This window comes from Ectopseudomonas guguanensis (genome assembly GCF_900104265.1).
In the GTDB taxonomy this organism is placed as follows: domain Bacteria; phylum Pseudomonadota; class Gammaproteobacteria; order Pseudomonadales; family Pseudomonadaceae; genus Aquipseudomonas; species Aquipseudomonas guguanensis.
Genome location: NZ_FNJJ01000001.1, coordinates 262,099 through 276,234 on the forward strand (window position 1 = coordinate 262,099; position 14,136 = coordinate 276,234).

Annotated in this window: 13 protein-coding genes; 10 read left to right on the top strand and 3 right to left on the bottom strand. The window is 65.5% G+C overall.

The features are described from left to right. Positions 1-110 precede the first annotated feature (110 nt). The gene (locus tag BLS61_RS01285) at positions 111-1,043 is read right to left on the bottom strand and encodes a chemotaxis protein CheV (RefSeq protein ID WP_090426263.1); all 933 of its coding nucleotides are present in this window, start codon (positions 1,041-1,043) and stop codon (positions 111-113) included. 320 nt (positions 1,044-1,363) lie between these two features. Between BLS61_RS01285 and BLS61_RS01290 the strand changes: the two genes are divergently transcribed. The 9 genes from BLS61_RS01290 (at position 1,364) to BLS61_RS01330 (ending at position 10,301) form a co-directional block, all read left to right on the top strand. Continuing rightward, positions 1,364-2,389, top strand: coding sequence for a methyl-accepting chemotaxis protein (locus BLS61_RS01290; RefSeq protein ID WP_390891671.1), 1,026 nt, complete (start codon positions 1,364-1,366; stop codon positions 2,387-2,389). Between the two features lie 21 nt (positions 2,390-2,410). Beyond that, a complete protein-coding gene (locus tag BLS61_RS01295; protein ID WP_003245288.1) occupies positions 2,411-2,776 on the top strand; it encodes a response regulator in 366 nt (121 codons plus the stop codon). Between the two features lies 1 nt (position 2,777). Then, on the top strand, positions 2,778-3,104 hold the full coding sequence (locus BLS61_RS01300) for an STAS domain-containing protein (protein WP_090426269.1): 327 nt from the start codon (positions 2,778-2,780) through the stop codon (positions 3,102-3,104). Positions 3,105-3,117: 13 nt separating this feature from the next. Continuing rightward, entirely contained in the window at positions 3,118-5,340 is a 2,223-nt protein-coding gene (locus BLS61_RS01305) for a chemotaxis protein CheA (RefSeq protein ID WP_090426272.1), read from the top strand. A gap of 13 nt (positions 5,341-5,353) precedes the next feature. After that, positions 5,354-7,003, top strand: a complete 1,650-nt coding sequence (locus BLS61_RS01310; protein ID WP_090426274.1) for a methyl-accepting chemotaxis protein — start codon at positions 5,354-5,356, stop codon at positions 7,001-7,003. Positions 7,004-7,013: 10 nt separating this feature from the next. After that, positions 7,014-7,523 carry a chemotaxis protein CheW gene (locus tag BLS61_RS01315; protein ID WP_090426276.1) on the top strand — a complete coding sequence of 170 codons (510 nt, stop codon included), beginning with the start codon at positions 7,014-7,016 and terminating at the stop codon, positions 7,521-7,523. Next, a complete protein-coding gene (locus tag BLS61_RS01320; RefSeq protein ID WP_090426281.1) occupies positions 7,523-8,332 on the top strand; it encodes a CheR family methyltransferase in 810 nt (269 codons plus the stop codon). The genes BLS61_RS01315 and BLS61_RS01320 overlap by 1 nt, the downstream gene beginning before the upstream one ends. 22 nt (positions 8,333-8,354) lie before the next feature. Further along, a complete protein-coding gene (locus BLS61_RS01325; RefSeq protein ID WP_090426285.1) occupies positions 8,355-9,422 on the top strand; it encodes a protein-glutamate methylesterase/protein-glutamine glutaminase in 1,068 nt (355 codons plus the stop codon). A gap of 234 nt (positions 9,423-9,656) precedes the next feature. After that, positions 9,657-10,301 carry a response regulator gene (locus BLS61_RS01330; RefSeq protein WP_090426289.1) on the top strand — a complete coding sequence of 215 codons (645 nt, stop codon included), beginning with the start codon at positions 9,657-9,659 and terminating at the stop codon, positions 10,299-10,301. 9 nt (positions 10,302-10,310) lie between these two features. Here the strand turns inward: BLS61_RS01330 and yegS are convergent, their stop codons facing one another. Beyond that, entirely contained in the window at positions 10,311-11,213 is a 903-nt protein-coding gene (gene yegS, locus BLS61_RS01335) for a lipid kinase YegS (protein WP_090426293.1), read from the bottom strand. A 177-nt stretch (positions 11,214-11,390) separates the two neighbouring features. Between yegS and BLS61_RS01340 the strand changes: the two genes are divergently transcribed. Then, positions 11,391-12,089, top strand: coding sequence for a pirin family protein (locus tag BLS61_RS01340; RefSeq protein WP_090426296.1), 699 nt, complete (start codon positions 11,391-11,393; stop codon positions 12,087-12,089). A 95-nt stretch (positions 12,090-12,184) separates the two neighbouring features. On the opposite strand, the gene BLS61_RS01345 is transcribed toward BLS61_RS01340, so the two are convergent. After that, positions 12,185-13,744, bottom strand: a complete 1,560-nt coding sequence (locus tag BLS61_RS01345; RefSeq protein WP_090426299.1) for an FGGY-family carbohydrate kinase — start codon at positions 13,742-13,744, stop codon at positions 12,185-12,187. Positions 13,745-14,136 lie beyond the last annotated feature (392 nt).

Below are 14,136 nucleotides of genomic sequence, written 5' to 3' on the forward strand. Positions count from 1 at the left end.
GGCCTCGCTCACAAGACCGGGATTCGGCAAGCGCTGCGGCCGGCGCGGGGCGCCTTGCGATCAGGCGGGTTGCACCCGCCGTACACCGGCGGCAGGCGGGAAGCCAGGTATCAGCGCGCTTCGTCCAGCTCCAGACGCTGGCGAATCACGTCCACCAGCTTGTCCGGCTGAAACTTGGAGAGGAAATTGTCGCAACCGACCTTCTTCACCATCGCCTCGTTGAAGCTGCCGGACAGCGAGGTGTGCAGCACCACGTAAAGGTCCTTCAGCCGGGGGTCGTTGCGGATCTCGCTGGTCAGGCGATAGCCGTCCATTTCCGGCATCTCGGCATCGGTGAAGATCATCAGCAGCTTGTCGGTCATCACCTCGCCGCTGTCGGCCCACTTCTTCAACAGGTTGAGCGCCTTGAGGCCGTCGCTGGCCATGTGCAGGCGAATGCCCAGTTGCGTCAGGGTATCGCGCAACTGGCTGAGCGCCACGCTGGAGTCGTCCACCAGCAGCACTTCACGACCGCGGGCCTTCTCCAGCAGCGGATCGGCGAGCTTTTCCGCGGAAACCTTGGTGCTCATCGGTACGATCTCGGCCAGCACTTTCTCCACGTCGATGATCTCGACGATCTGATCCTCGACCTTGGTGATCGCGGTCAGGTAATGCTGACGCCCGGCGCCACCGGGCGGGGGCAGGATCGACTCCCAGTTGAGATTGAGGATACGGTCGACGCTACCGACCAGGAAGGCCTGCACGGAGCGGTTGTATTCGGTGACGATGATGGTGCTGCGCTCATCCGGCACCAGCGGACGCATGCCGATGGCCTGCGACAGGTCGATGACCGGCAGGGTCTGGCCGCGCAGGTTGACCACGCCGCAGACGAAGCGATGACGCTGCGGCATCAGCGTCAGCTTGGGCATCTGCAGCACTTCCTGGACCTTGAACACGTTGATCGCGAAGAGCTGTCGGCCAGCCAGGCGGAACATGAGAATTTCCAGACGGTTCTCGCCGACCAGTTGCGTGCGTTGATCCACTGAATCGAGAATGCCGGCCATCGACTGCTCCTGCTGAAATATGAACGGATGCCTACCAGGCGCGAGGTCCTGGCAAAAGGTTATCGGCAGGCCCGGAAAAAGCCGCAGTTTGGCTTTCTGCCACCATACTCGCTGCCATCTACAGATACCAGCCCGTCCAGCCCCGGGCAACGGACATCGGGGCGCCCCCGGGGGGCCCCTAGGGGAGTCCCCGATATCGCAGCGGCGTACCGCTCTCTATCGTTGCCACATTCCCCTTGCGATAGAGATCCGCTGCCGTGCTCGTCTACTCCGCTCTCTGGACAGGTATCGCCATCAGTCTCGCCGGGCTGGCCGCCGGCATGCCCTGGCTGATCGGCGCAGGCTGTGCCCTCAGCGCCCTGGCCGCGGTTTTCCAGCGCCCGGTACGAGCGCCCACGCCCCTTGCTGCAAGCATAGATGAAGCCGCTGCCGATGCGACGCCGCAGCCCAGCGTCGAGCCGCTGCTGCTCGAGGTGCTGCCGGCCTGGAGCCAGAACCTCGGCCAGGTTCGCCAGCTGGTGCAGGACAACATCCAGCGCCTGTTCGAGCGCTTCGCCGGGCTCAGCGGCCGGCTGGAGCAGACCCTGAGTAGCTCGGAGCAGGCCATCGGCGGTGGCGGCGTCAGCGCCAACCTGCGCGAGGCGCATCAGCGTCTGGACGAAGTCATCGCCTCCTTTCACGGCGCCAGTGCCCGCAAGACCGAGCTGCTTGCCACCATCGCCCACCTCGACAGCTATGCCAGCGAGCTGCAGAAGATGTCGAAACTGGTGCAGGACATCGCCAGCCAGACCAACCTGCTCGCACTCAATGCCGCCATCGAGGCGGCCCGCGCCGGCGAGCATGGTCGCGGCTTCTCGGTGGTCGCCGACGAGGTGCGCAAGCTCTCCAGCCTGTCGGCCGAGACCGGTCAGCGCATGAGCGAGAAGGTTGGCGAAATCAACCAGGCGATCCGTGCCACGGTGATCGCTGCCGAAGAACTGTCCGGCAGCGAGAAAAGCAACCTCGACTACCTGGACCAGGTCGCCGGCGAAGTGATGCAGCGCCTCAGCGCCAACCTCGACGAACTGTCCAGCAGCTCCCTGCAGCTGCAGCAGGATGCCCGCACCACCCAGGCGGACATCCAGGAAATCATCGTCAGCCTGCAGTTCCAGGACCGTACCGACCAGATGCTCGACCACCTGCAGATCGACCTCGATCGCCTGCAGCACGCCGTGCGCGAACAGGACAGCATCCTCGCCAACCCGAGTCGCTGGCTGAAGGAGCTGCGCGACCGTTTCACCACCGAGGAAGAACGCCACGGTGGCCGGCGCAGCACCAAGCAACACGATGACGTGACCTTTTTCTGATCCGCCAAGGAGCAACCCGGCATGGCCAAGACCATTCTGATCGTCGACGACTCCCTTTCCATGCGCCAGCTGGTGAAGATGACCCTTTCCGGCGCCGGCCACACGGTGATCGAAGCCGTGGACGGACGCGATGCCCTGAGCAAGCTCAACGGGCAGAAGATCAACCTGATCATCAGCGACGTGAACATGCCCAACCTCGATGGCATCGGCCTGGTCAAGGAGGTGAAGGCGCGCAACGAATACCGCTTCACCCCTATCGTCATGCTCACCACCGAGAGCGAACAGGGCAAGAAAGCCGAGGGCCAGGCCGCCGGGGCCAAGGCCTGGATCGTCAAGCCATTCCAGCCGCAGCAGCTGCTGGCGGCCGTCGACAAGCTGGCCAGCTGAAATGTTCGAACTCATTCATGAGCCGCAGCAGCAGCCCGAGCGCCTGACCCTGGTCGGCAGCCTGACCATCTACGAGGTGCGCCAGGCTCACGAGGCCCTGCTGGCGGCGCTGAGCGGCAGCGGCGAAGGTAGCCACTGGCAGCTCGCCCTGGATCAGCTGGAAGAGCTGGACAGCGCCGGCGCCCAGCTATTGCTGGCCCTGCAGCGCCAGTTGACGCAGCGCCAGACGCGACTGGAAGTGATCAGCGCCGCCGACGGCCCGCGCGAGCTGCTCGATGTGCTGCACCTGCATTCGCTGCTTCCCGCCCACCCGACGGCGCAGGCCTGAGCCGGAGACCCAGATGCTCAATGGAGATCAATGGAGCCAGTTGCTCCGCGGTTTCATCGACGAAGCAGGCGACCTGATCAAACAGGCCGAAGAATACCTGCTGCAACTGGACCAGACACCCGACGACGAGGATGCGGTCAACGGCCTGTTTCGTGCCATGCACACCCTCAAGGGCTCGGCGGGGCTGTTCTCGCTGACGCCGCTGGTCAGCTTCACCCATCACCTGGAAAGCCTGCTGATGTCGGTGCGTGACAGCCAGCGCACGCTGGAGCCCGCACTGGTTTCGCTGATGCTGCGCTGCCTGGATGAGATCGCCAGCATGGTCGGACTGATCGATGCCGACACCGGCGAACTGCCGGTGGACGAAACGCACCAGAACGAACTGCTCGCCGCCCTCGCCGCCTTTGGTGCGCCGACGAGGATCGAGACCGTTGCCGTAATGGCTCCCGAGGCCTCTTCAGGGGCCTGCGCGCAACGTGGCAGCCTGCCTCGCTGCGCAGGCTGCGACGCCGAGGGCGCCTGGCACATCTCCCTGCGATTCGACGCCGATCTGCTGCGTAATGGCTTCGATCCGGCATCCTTCGTCCGCTACCTGACGCGTCTGGGCGACATCCTTCGTCTCGAAGTGATCGACGAAGCCCTGCCACCCTTGGCCGAGATGGACCCGGAGAGCTGCTACATCGGCCTGGAAATCGATCTGTGCAGCGAAGCCAGCAAGGCCGAGATCGAGGAGGTCTTCGCCTTCATCCACGATTTCTGCACCCTGCGCATCCTGCCGCCGCACAGCGCGCAGGAGGACTATCTGCAACTGATCCGGGAGCTTCCGGAAACCGACCAGCGCATCGGCAGCATGCTGATCGCCAGCGGCCTGCTCACCGAGCACGAGCTCAACCAGGGCCTTGCCCTGCAGGCACAGGCGGAGCCGCAGAAGGCGCCACTGGGCAGCGTGCTGGTGGAAGAAGGCATGGTGGCGCCGCAGGTGGTCAACGCCGCCCTGGCCAAGCAGCAGTCGGTGCGCGAGAAACGCAGCCAGGAAAGCACGCAGATCCGCGTTGCCGCACACAAGCTCGACGAGCTGATCAACCTGGTCGGCGAACTGGTGATCAGCGCCGCCGGCGCCCAGCTACGCGCCCAGTCCCATGGCGATGCCGGCTGCGTGGAAAGCACGCAGATCGTCAACCAGCACGTCGAGCAGATCCGCGAGGCGGCGCTGAAGCTGCGCATGATCGAAATCGGCGACACCTTCAACCGTTTCCACCGCGTGGTGCGCGACGTCAGCCAGCAACTGGGCAAGGACATCCGCCTGCAGATCCGCGGCGCCGACACCGAGTTGGACAAGTCGGTGATCGACAAGCTCGCCGACCCGCTCACCCACCTGGTGCGCAATGCCATCGACCATGGCATCGAGCCGGCCGAGCAGCGTCTGGCCGCCGGCAAGCCGGCCGAGGGCCAGCTGCAGCTCAACGCCTACCACGAGTCGGGAATGATCGTCATCGAAGTGGCCGATGACGGCCGCGGCCTGAATACCGAGCGCATCCGCCAGAAGGCGATCGACCGCGGCCTGATCGACCCCCAGGCCAACCTCAGCGAGCAGGATATCCACGCCCTGGTGTTCGCTGCCGGCTTCTCCACCGCCGACAGCGTCTCCGACCTGTCCGGCCGCGGCGTCGGCATGGACGTGGTGCGCAGCGTGATCGACGGCCTGCGCGGCAGCATCGAGATCGACTCGGTACTCGGCGCCGGCTGCACCTTCCGCATTCGCCTGCCGCTGACCCTGGCGATCATCGACGGCTTCCTGATCAGTCTCGGCGAGGAGTACTTCGTGGTCCCCCTGGACATGGTCACCGAATGCCTGGAGCTGGACGCCGAGCAACTGGGCGACAGCACCTACGGCTACCTGACCCTGCGCGGCAAACCGCTGCCGTGCATTTCCCTGGCGGCGCATTTCGAACTGCCGACCAGCCACAGCAAGCGCCGCAACATCGTCGTGGTCAACCTCGGTCGGCAACAGGCCGGGCTGGTGGTCGACCATCTGCACGGCGAGCTGCAAACCGTGATCAAGCCGCTTGGCCTGCTGTTCCAACATCTGCAGGGCATCGGCGGCTCGACCATCCTGGGCAGCGGGCAGGTCGCGCTGATCCTGGATATCCCCAGCCTGTTCCGTCACCTGCAAAACCAGGTGGAAGGCAGTGCTGGCAACCTTCGTCCATCCCGTATCGACATCAGCGGCTCCTGAGGAGTACTCCACCATGCAATTCATCCGCAATCTCAAGATTGGCGTCAGGCTGATCGCCGGCTTTACCCTGGTGGTGATCCTCACGGTCGCCATCGGCGTGCTGGGCATTCGCAACCTGGGCGAAGTCAGCCATCTGTCCGATCGCATGTACGAGAACGACATGCTCGGCCTGAACGCGCTGCAGGAAGCCAACACCCAGCTGATCGTCGCCGGTCGCTCATTCCGCAGCGTGCTGCTGGCCAGCGACGAGGCGGCCCGCGATGCCGCGGCGAACCGGGCATTCAAGGCCCTGGGCGACACCAAGGCGCTGGTGGAGCGATCCAAGGCCACCTTCCTCACCGCCGAAGGCAAGGCCTTCGCCGACCGCCTGGATCAACCGCTGAACGACTACGCCGTGCTGCTCGAGCAACTGCTCAGGTCCTACCTGGCTTCCGGCTCGCTGGCCTCGGAAACCAGTGTCAGCGCACAGATGCCCGAATTGGCCCGCCGTGGCGATACCATCGACAACCTGCTCAGCGAAGTGGTCTTGCACAAACGCGACCGGGCCAGCGAAGCCAACAAGCAGATCAACCAGATCTACCTCAGCTCGCGCACCCAGATGATCGTGCTGATCGCCATCGCTGCCGCGCTTGGCTTCGCCATCGGCATCTTCATCACCCGCTCCATCTCCAAGCCGCTGAACCGCGCGGTGGACGTGGCCAACAGCCTGGCAGAAGGCGACCTGACGGTCAGCGTCGACGCCGACAGCCGCGACGAGACCGGCCGCCTGCTGGCGTCCATGCAGCACATGACCGAGCGCCTGCGCAGCGTAATGGCCGACGTGCGCAGCGCCGCCGACTCCTTGTCCTCGGCGTCCGAGGAAGTCAGCGCCACCTCGCAGTCGCTGAGCCAGGCCGCCACCGAACAGGCCGCCAGCGTCGAGGAAACCACTGCCTCGGTGGAACAGATGTCCGCCTCCATCGCGCAGAACACCGAGAGCGCGCAGATCACCGACGGCATCGCCGGCAAGGCCGCCAACGACGCCGTGCAGGGTGGCCAGGCGGTACGCGACATGGTATTGGCCATGAAGCAGATCGCCGACAAGATCGGCATCATCGACGACATTGCCTACCAGACCAACCTGCTGGCGCTCAACGCGGCCATCGAAGCAGCGCGTGCCGGCGACCACGGCAAGGGCTTCGCCGTGGTCGCGGCCGAGGTGCGCAAGCTCGCCGAGCGCAGCCAGGTGGCCGCTCAGGAAATCGGCGGCGTGGCCAGCAACAGCGTGCACCTGGCCGAACAGGCCGGCGCCCTGCTCGACCAGATCGTGCCGAACATCCAGAAAACCTCCGACCTGGTGCAGGAGATCACCGCCGCCTCGCAGGAACAGAGCAGCGGCGCCGGGCAGATCAACGTCGCCATGGGTCAGATGAACCAGATCACCCAGCAGAACGCCTCGGCCTCCGAGGAGCTGGCCGCCACCGCCGAGGAAATGAACGCCCAGGCCAGCCAGCTGCAGGAGCTGATCAGCTACTTCCGTCTGGGCACCGCCAGCCCCGCCAAGGCATCGGCACCGCGGCGCGAGGAGCGCAGCCCGAGCAACGTGCGTGAACTGCGCCGCAACAGCGAACGCAAGGTGTCTGCGGCACCGGCCGATGAAGGCCAGTTCGTCAACTTCAACTGAGGGCACCGGCATGAATGGTCTATCCGCCAGCCATCAGGTGGCCCCACCGGACAGCGTGCAGCACCTGTCGTTTCGCGTGCGTGACGCGCGCTATGCCCTGCCCATAGAGCTGGTGCGGGAAATCATCGAGTATGGCCAGGTGACTACGGTGCCGATGATGCCGGGCTTCATCCACGGCGTGATCAACCTGCGCGGCAACGTGGTACCGGTGCTGGATCTGGCGGCGCGCTTCGGCTTCGAGCTGACCCAGGCCGGCAAACGCACCTGCATCGTGATCATCGAGCTGAACCTGGATGAGCAGCAGCAGCGCATCGGCCTGGTGGTCGATGCGGTGGACGCAGTGCTCGACATCGAACCCGGCGAGGTCGAGCAGGCGCCGCCGTTCGGCGCCGGCATCCGTACCGATTTCATCGCCGGCATGGCTCGCGACAATGGAGGCTTCACCATCATCATCGACGTGCGCCGGGTGCTCTCGCTCGACGATATCCGCCAGTTGAGCCTTGCGCAGCAGGCCAGTTGATGCCCAGCGGTCACCTGCCCAGACTCAACGTTCAAGACTTCCGCTTCCTCCAGCGCCTGATGCTGGAGGAATCGGGCATCCGCATGGCCGAACAGAAACGCACCCTGGTCGCAGGACGTCTGATGGGGCGCCTGCGCTCACTGCAGCTGCAGGACTACAGCCAGTATCTGCAACTGCTCAACCGGCCGGAGTCGGTGGACGAGCGGCGCACGGTGATCGACCTGCTGACCACCAACGAGACCTACTTCTTCCGCGAGCCGCAGCACTTCACCGTACTCGGCGAATGGGTAGCCAGTCAGCGCCGCCCTCTGCACCTGTGGAGCGCGGCCAGCTCCTCCGGAGAAGAGGCCTTCAGCATGGCGATGACCGTGGCCGAACACGCCCGCACCCAGGACTGGTCGGTATTCGCCAGCGACATCAGCCGCCGCGTGCTGGAGCGCGCGCGCAGCGCCACCTATTCCATCGACCAGGCCGGGCAGTTCCCTGCCGGCTGGCTCAAGCGTCACTGCCTGCGCGGCGTGGAGGAAAGCGAGGGGTTGCTGCGCATCAGCCAGCCGCTGCGTCACCGGGTGACCTTCGCCGAGGTCAACCTGATGCGCCCGCTGTCCCAGGGCATCGGCCCGTTCGACGTGATCTTCCTGCGCAACGTGCTGATCTACTTCGCTGCCGAGCAGAAGCGCGAGATCGTCAACCGCCTGCTCGAGCGCCTGCGCCCGGGCGGCCTGCTGTTCATCGGCCATGCCGAAAGCCTGCACGGTTTCGGCCTGCCGCTGCGTACCCTGCGCCCGTCGGTCTTCGAGCGCCAATGACGTCACTGCCTGGAGTGCCACCATGCCCAGCGCCGCACAGATCAAGGTCTTCATCGTCGACGACTCGGCATTGGTACGCCAGGTACTGACCACCTGCCTGGACAGCCATCCGGGTATCCAGGTGATCGGCCAGGCCGCCGACCCGCTGTTCGCCCTGGAAAAGATGCACAAGCAATGGCCAGACGTGCTGGTGCTGGACGTGGAAATGCCGCGCATGGACGGCATCACCTTCCTGCGCAAGATCATGGCCGAACGGCCGACGCCGGCGATCATCTGCTCCACTCTCACCGAGGCCGGCGCCGCAGTGACCCTGGATGCGCTGGCCGCCGGCGCCGTGGGCGTGTTCACCAAGGCCAGGCTGGGCCTGCGCGAAAGCCTGCAGCAGATGTCCGGCGACCTGATCCGGCAGATCGAGGTCGCCGCCCGCAGCCAACCGCGCGCGATGCCGCGCAAGACGGTCGAAGCGCCGCCCGCCACGGCAGTCAAGAGCGAACGCGCAGCGGCCGCTCACCTGACCACCACCGACCGCGTGGTGGCGCTGGGCACGTCCACCGGCGGCACCCAGGCTCTGGAGGTGGTGCTGCGCCAGCTACCGGTGGACTGCCCCGGTATCGTCATCGTCCAGCACATGCCGGAGAAGTTCACCGCCGCCTTCGCCCAGCGCCTGGACAGCGTCTGCGAAATCGAGGTGCGCGAGGCGCGTCATATGGACCGCGTGCGCCCCGGCCTGGCACTGGTGGCGCCGGGCGGCCGGCACATGCAGCTCAAGCGCAGCGGCGCGCAGTACTTCGTCGAGGTGCTCGACGGCCCGCCGGTCAACCGCCATCGTCCGTCGGTGGACGTGCTGTTCCGCTCGGTGGCCCGGCATGCCGGACACAACGCGCTAGGGGTGATCATGACCGGCATGGGTGACGACGGCGCCCGCGGCCTGCTCAGCATGCGCGAAGCCGGCGCGCGCACCGTGGCGCAGGACGAGGCCAGCTGCGTGGTCTTCGGCATGCCCAAGGAGGCCCTGCGCCTGGGCGCGGCACAGGGCACCGAATCGCTGCAGGGCATACCGCGGCTGATCGAACAATACGGGCGCGGCTGAAGCCGCCTGGCTTGACCGATCCGTCAGGCTCGACCTGACATCTCAGCAGCATCGACTATGCTCTGCCGGTGCGGCGCCGCAGTTCATCCATCTGATCCGCAACACCCTCCGCGTCATCTGCCGGCCGGCCGCTTGCCATGGATCTCCGGACTTCTGTCCGGACAAAAAGGGAGCGTCCCTCATGCACAGTTCCTCTCTTCATATCCCACTTCGACCAGCCAAGGCGGTGCTGCCATGACCTGCCGGGTATTGCTGGCCGACGACCATGCGGTGATTCGCGCCGGCGTGCGCGCGATGATTCAGGACATCGACGACTACACCATCGTCGGCGAGGCCGAGGACGGCAAGGAAACCGTGGAGCTGGCACGCGAGCTGGAGCCGGACATCATCCTGCTGGACATCTCCATGAAGCGGGTCAGCGGCCTGGAAGCCCTGCAGGTGCTCAATCGTCATTCACCGGATTGCAAGGTGCTGATCCTGTCCATGCATACCGGCCCGGAGGTGGTGCTCGAGGCCCTGCAGAAAGGCGCCCACGGTTACCTGCTCAAGGACGCCGCCGCCATCGAGCTGCGCCTGGCGCTGGAGGCAGTACGCCGCGGCGATCGCTATCTGAGTTCGGCCATCGTGCAACCGGTGATCGAGCAGGCGGTTTGCAAGGTCAACGCCCACGCCGAGCACGGCCTGACCGAGCGCCAGCTGGAGATACTGCGCCTGATCACCCGCGGCGAGTCGACCCGCTCCATCGCCAACGGCCTGGGCCTGAGCGTGAAGACCGTGGAGGCGCACCGCGCGCAGATCATGAAACGCCTGCAGATCCACGACGTGCCGAGCCTGGTGCTCTATGCCGTGCGCGAGGGCATCATCAGCCCGGACGACTGACGGACGCCGTTACCCCGCGCGGCCCAGCAATGCGCAGCGCGGCGGCAGGTGCAGACGCAGTGCCGCCGGGCGCGTCTCGAACCGCAATCGGCTGCTTTGCGTCGGCTCGCCATCGAGATTCAGATCGAGGCCCTCCAGCGCTTCGACCTCCAGCCAGGGCAAGCGCGCGCTGACGGCCACGCTCTGCAGGCCGTGCATGCCGCCGGTGAGCAGCGTGCCGAGGGTGCTCACCACATCCTGTGCAGCCGGCACGATGCTGACATCCAGCAGGCCATCATCGACGGTCGCATCCGGGCAGAGCAGATGCCCGCCGCCAGCCTGACGACCATTGCCGATACCCAGGGCGAGAAATTCGCCCTGCCATTCGAAATCCGGGCCATGAAAGCGGCCTGCAGCGGCACGCACTTCGGAAAAGCGGCTAAGCCCGGTAAGCAGATAGGCGGCGCCACCCAGGACCTTCTTCAGGTCTTCCGACGTGTTGGCGGTAACGTTGGAGCCAAAGCCTCCGGTGGCCATGTTGAGAAAGGCGCGCTCGCCGGCCATGCCCACGTCCACCGCCACCGGCTCTACCTCGAGCAGCGCCAGCGCCGCTGCTGGCGTCAGCGGCACGCCAGCGGCGTGGGCGAAATCGTTGGCCGTACCCAGCGGCAAGAGTGCCAGACTGGCATCGCTGCGTGCCCTGACCAGCGCCTCGACCACATCACGCAGGGTGCCGTCACCGCCGCCCGCGATCAGCGTCGGATAACCGGCTGCCAGCCCCTCGTGCACCAGACGTTCGGCATCGCCGCCTTCCCAGGTCAGGCGCACGGCCAGATCCCAGCCGCGCTCGCGCAGGCCGTGCACCGCCGCCCTCACCTCTTCGTTCAACGCCTGCTTGCCATGCAGGATCAGCCAGGCCTTGCGCTCGCGCATCGCAGTCCTCCTTGAAAGGATCAACGAAAGCCTAGCGCCGGGCCTCCGCGAAAATTAATCGAATAAATGAATTGTTATTCTGAAAATATTGCGCTTTTAAATCGATCCATCCAAATGGATCATGCGCCCAATCGACGCTGAATGGGACTGAGCCCATAGGCAACTGGAGGATTGACCATGATCGATGTACGTCCGTTCGAACAACTCGGTGGCGCTCACCACGGCTGGCTGAATGCCCGCCATCACTTTTCCTTCGCCGAATACTACGATGCCGAGCGGATGAACTGGGGCCGCCTGCGCGTCTGGAACGACGACGAGATCGCGCCGCACTCGGGCTTCCCGCCGCATCCGCACCGCGACATGGAAATCATTACCTACGTTCGCGAAGGGGCGATCAGCCATCAGGACAACCTGGGCAACAAGGGCCGTACCGAAGCGGGCGACGTGCAGGTGATGAGCGCCGGCACCGGCATCGCCCACAGCGAGTACAACCTGGAGGACGAAACCACCAAGATCTTCCAGATCTGGATCCAGCCGAATCAGGCCGGGTTGCCGCCGTCCTGGGGCGCCAAGCCGTTCCCCAAAGGCGAGCGCTCCGGAGCCTTCGTCACCCTGGCCAGCGGCTACGAGGAAGACGTCGATGCCCTGCGCATCCGCACCGACGCGCGACTGGTTGCCGCTACGGTCAAGGCCGGGCAAAGCGCCGAATATGCGCTGCAGCCGGGTCGCAAGGCCTATCTGGTAGGAGCCACCGGCGCCTTCACGGTCAACGGCGTAGCGGCCAAGGCACGCGACGGCGTGGCCATCGCCGATGAAACGCTGATCCGCGTCGAGGCCCAGGAAGACAGCGAAATCGTGCTGGTGGATGTGGCTTGAGGGCAGGCTACAAGCCGCAGGCAAAAGCATCCGCCTGCAGCCTGTAGCCTGTAGCCTGTAGCCTGTAGCCTGTAGCCTGTAGCCTGTAGCCGCTGTTATGCCGGATAGCCGGTGATCTTGCGAATGCGCTGGTACAGCGGCTTGAGCTGACGATACATGCGCTGATAGACCTGCCCGTAGAGCTGCTGGTAAACGCGCTGGGCCTCCGGGTTCGGCTGGAATACCTGGCCGACGCGGGTCATGGCAGCGATGGCGCTCGGGTAATCCGGGTGCAAGCCCAGACCTACCGCGCAGTTGATCGCCGCACCCAGGCCGCTGGTCTCGTACAGGTGCGGGCGTTCGGCCGGCAGACCGAAGATGTCGGCGGTCAGCTGCATCGCCGCATCGCTCTGCGAACCGCCACCGGACACGCGCAGGCGCTCGATACGGGTGCCGGCGCGTTTCTCGATGCGCTCCTTGCCCTGACGCAGGGCATAGGCCAATCCCTCCAGAATCGCCCGATACAGATGCGCGCGGGTATGCACGTCGCCAAAGCCGATGATCGAACCCTTGGCTTCCAGGCCCGGCTCGCGGATGCCGGGCGTCCAGTAGGGCTGCAGCATCAGGCCCATGGAGCCGGGCGGCACGGCGTTGACCAGCTCGTCGAACAGCGCCTCGGGCGGCACCCCCAGCGCCTCGGCACGTTGCATCTCGCGCAGGCCGAATTCGCGCTTGAACCAGCTGACCATCCAGAAGCCGCGGTAGATCATCACCTCGGTATTGAAGTGATCCGGTAGCGCCGCCGGGTAAGGCGGGATCAGCGGGATGGTTTCCAGATAGCGGCTGCGTATGGTGTTGATGGTCGCGGTGGTGCCGTAGGACAGACACGCGGTGCTGGGCTCAAGCGCGCCGGAACCCAACACCTCGCAGGCCTTGTCAGCCCCGGCGGCGATCAGCGGCAGGCCTTCGGGAATACCGGTATGGTGGCTGGCTGCGGCCGTGATGCTGCCCAGGCGCTCGCCCGGCTTGAACAGCTCGGGCAGTTGCTCGGGGCGCACCTTCAGCGCCTGCCATTTCCAGTCGCCCGGCGCCGCCCAGCGCAGGCGCTTGTAATCGAACGGCAGGTAGGCCACGCAGCTGCTGGTGGAATCGACGAAACGGCCGCACAGGCGCTGGGTGAGAAACCCGGACAGCAGCAGTACCTTGTGCGTGCGATCCGCGATGTCCGGCTGATGCTGAGCCACCCAGTTGACCTCGGCCTGGGCGCGGAAGTGATCCACCGCCTCCTCCGCACGCGCCAGCTTGAACAGCCAGCCCCAGGGCCCCTTGATCCGTCCCTGCACCTCGGCGCGGCGCTGGTCGAGCCAGAGAATCGCCGGGCGCAGCGGCGTGCCCTGCTCGTCGACATGGATGATGCTGCCACGCTGGGTGGTCACCGCTACGCCCTTGATCAGACTGCGGTCGATGTCCACCTGCTGCCACAGCAGCCGGCAGGCCTCGCCGAGGCTGGCCCAGTAGTATTCCGGGTCCTGCTCGGCCCAGCCGGGCTGGCTGGAGAAATAGGGGTCGAGCTCGACCTTGCCCTTGGCCAGCAGGTTGCCTTGGGTATCGAACAGCAGCGCTCGCACGCTCTGGGTGCCGTTGTCGATGCTCAGCAGGTAGCTTGGTTCGCTCAAGGTGTGGTCCTTCTTGTTATACGCATGGCTACGTAGCCCGGATGAAATCCGGGAGCTGCCTGTTGGTTCGGTCCCGGATTTCATCCGGGCTACAGCAAGTCTGGATCGGCGGACTGCAGGCGCGCATGGCCTAACTCCAGGCCTGTAGGAGCGAGCTCTGCTCGCGAACGCGGCTGACGTAAAAGCTTCGCGAGCAGAGCTCGCTCCCACGGCCAGCAGGCAGCGCCTTCATGCTGTCTCCGGCAGGCTGTAACAGCGCTTCCACAGCACCAAATAATCGCTCTCTTCCCGCTGCCAGCGCGCATCACTCCGACCCAGTGGCTACGTAGCCCGGATGAAATCCGGGAGCTGCATCGTCGTTCATCCCCGGATTGCATCCGGGCTACAACCGG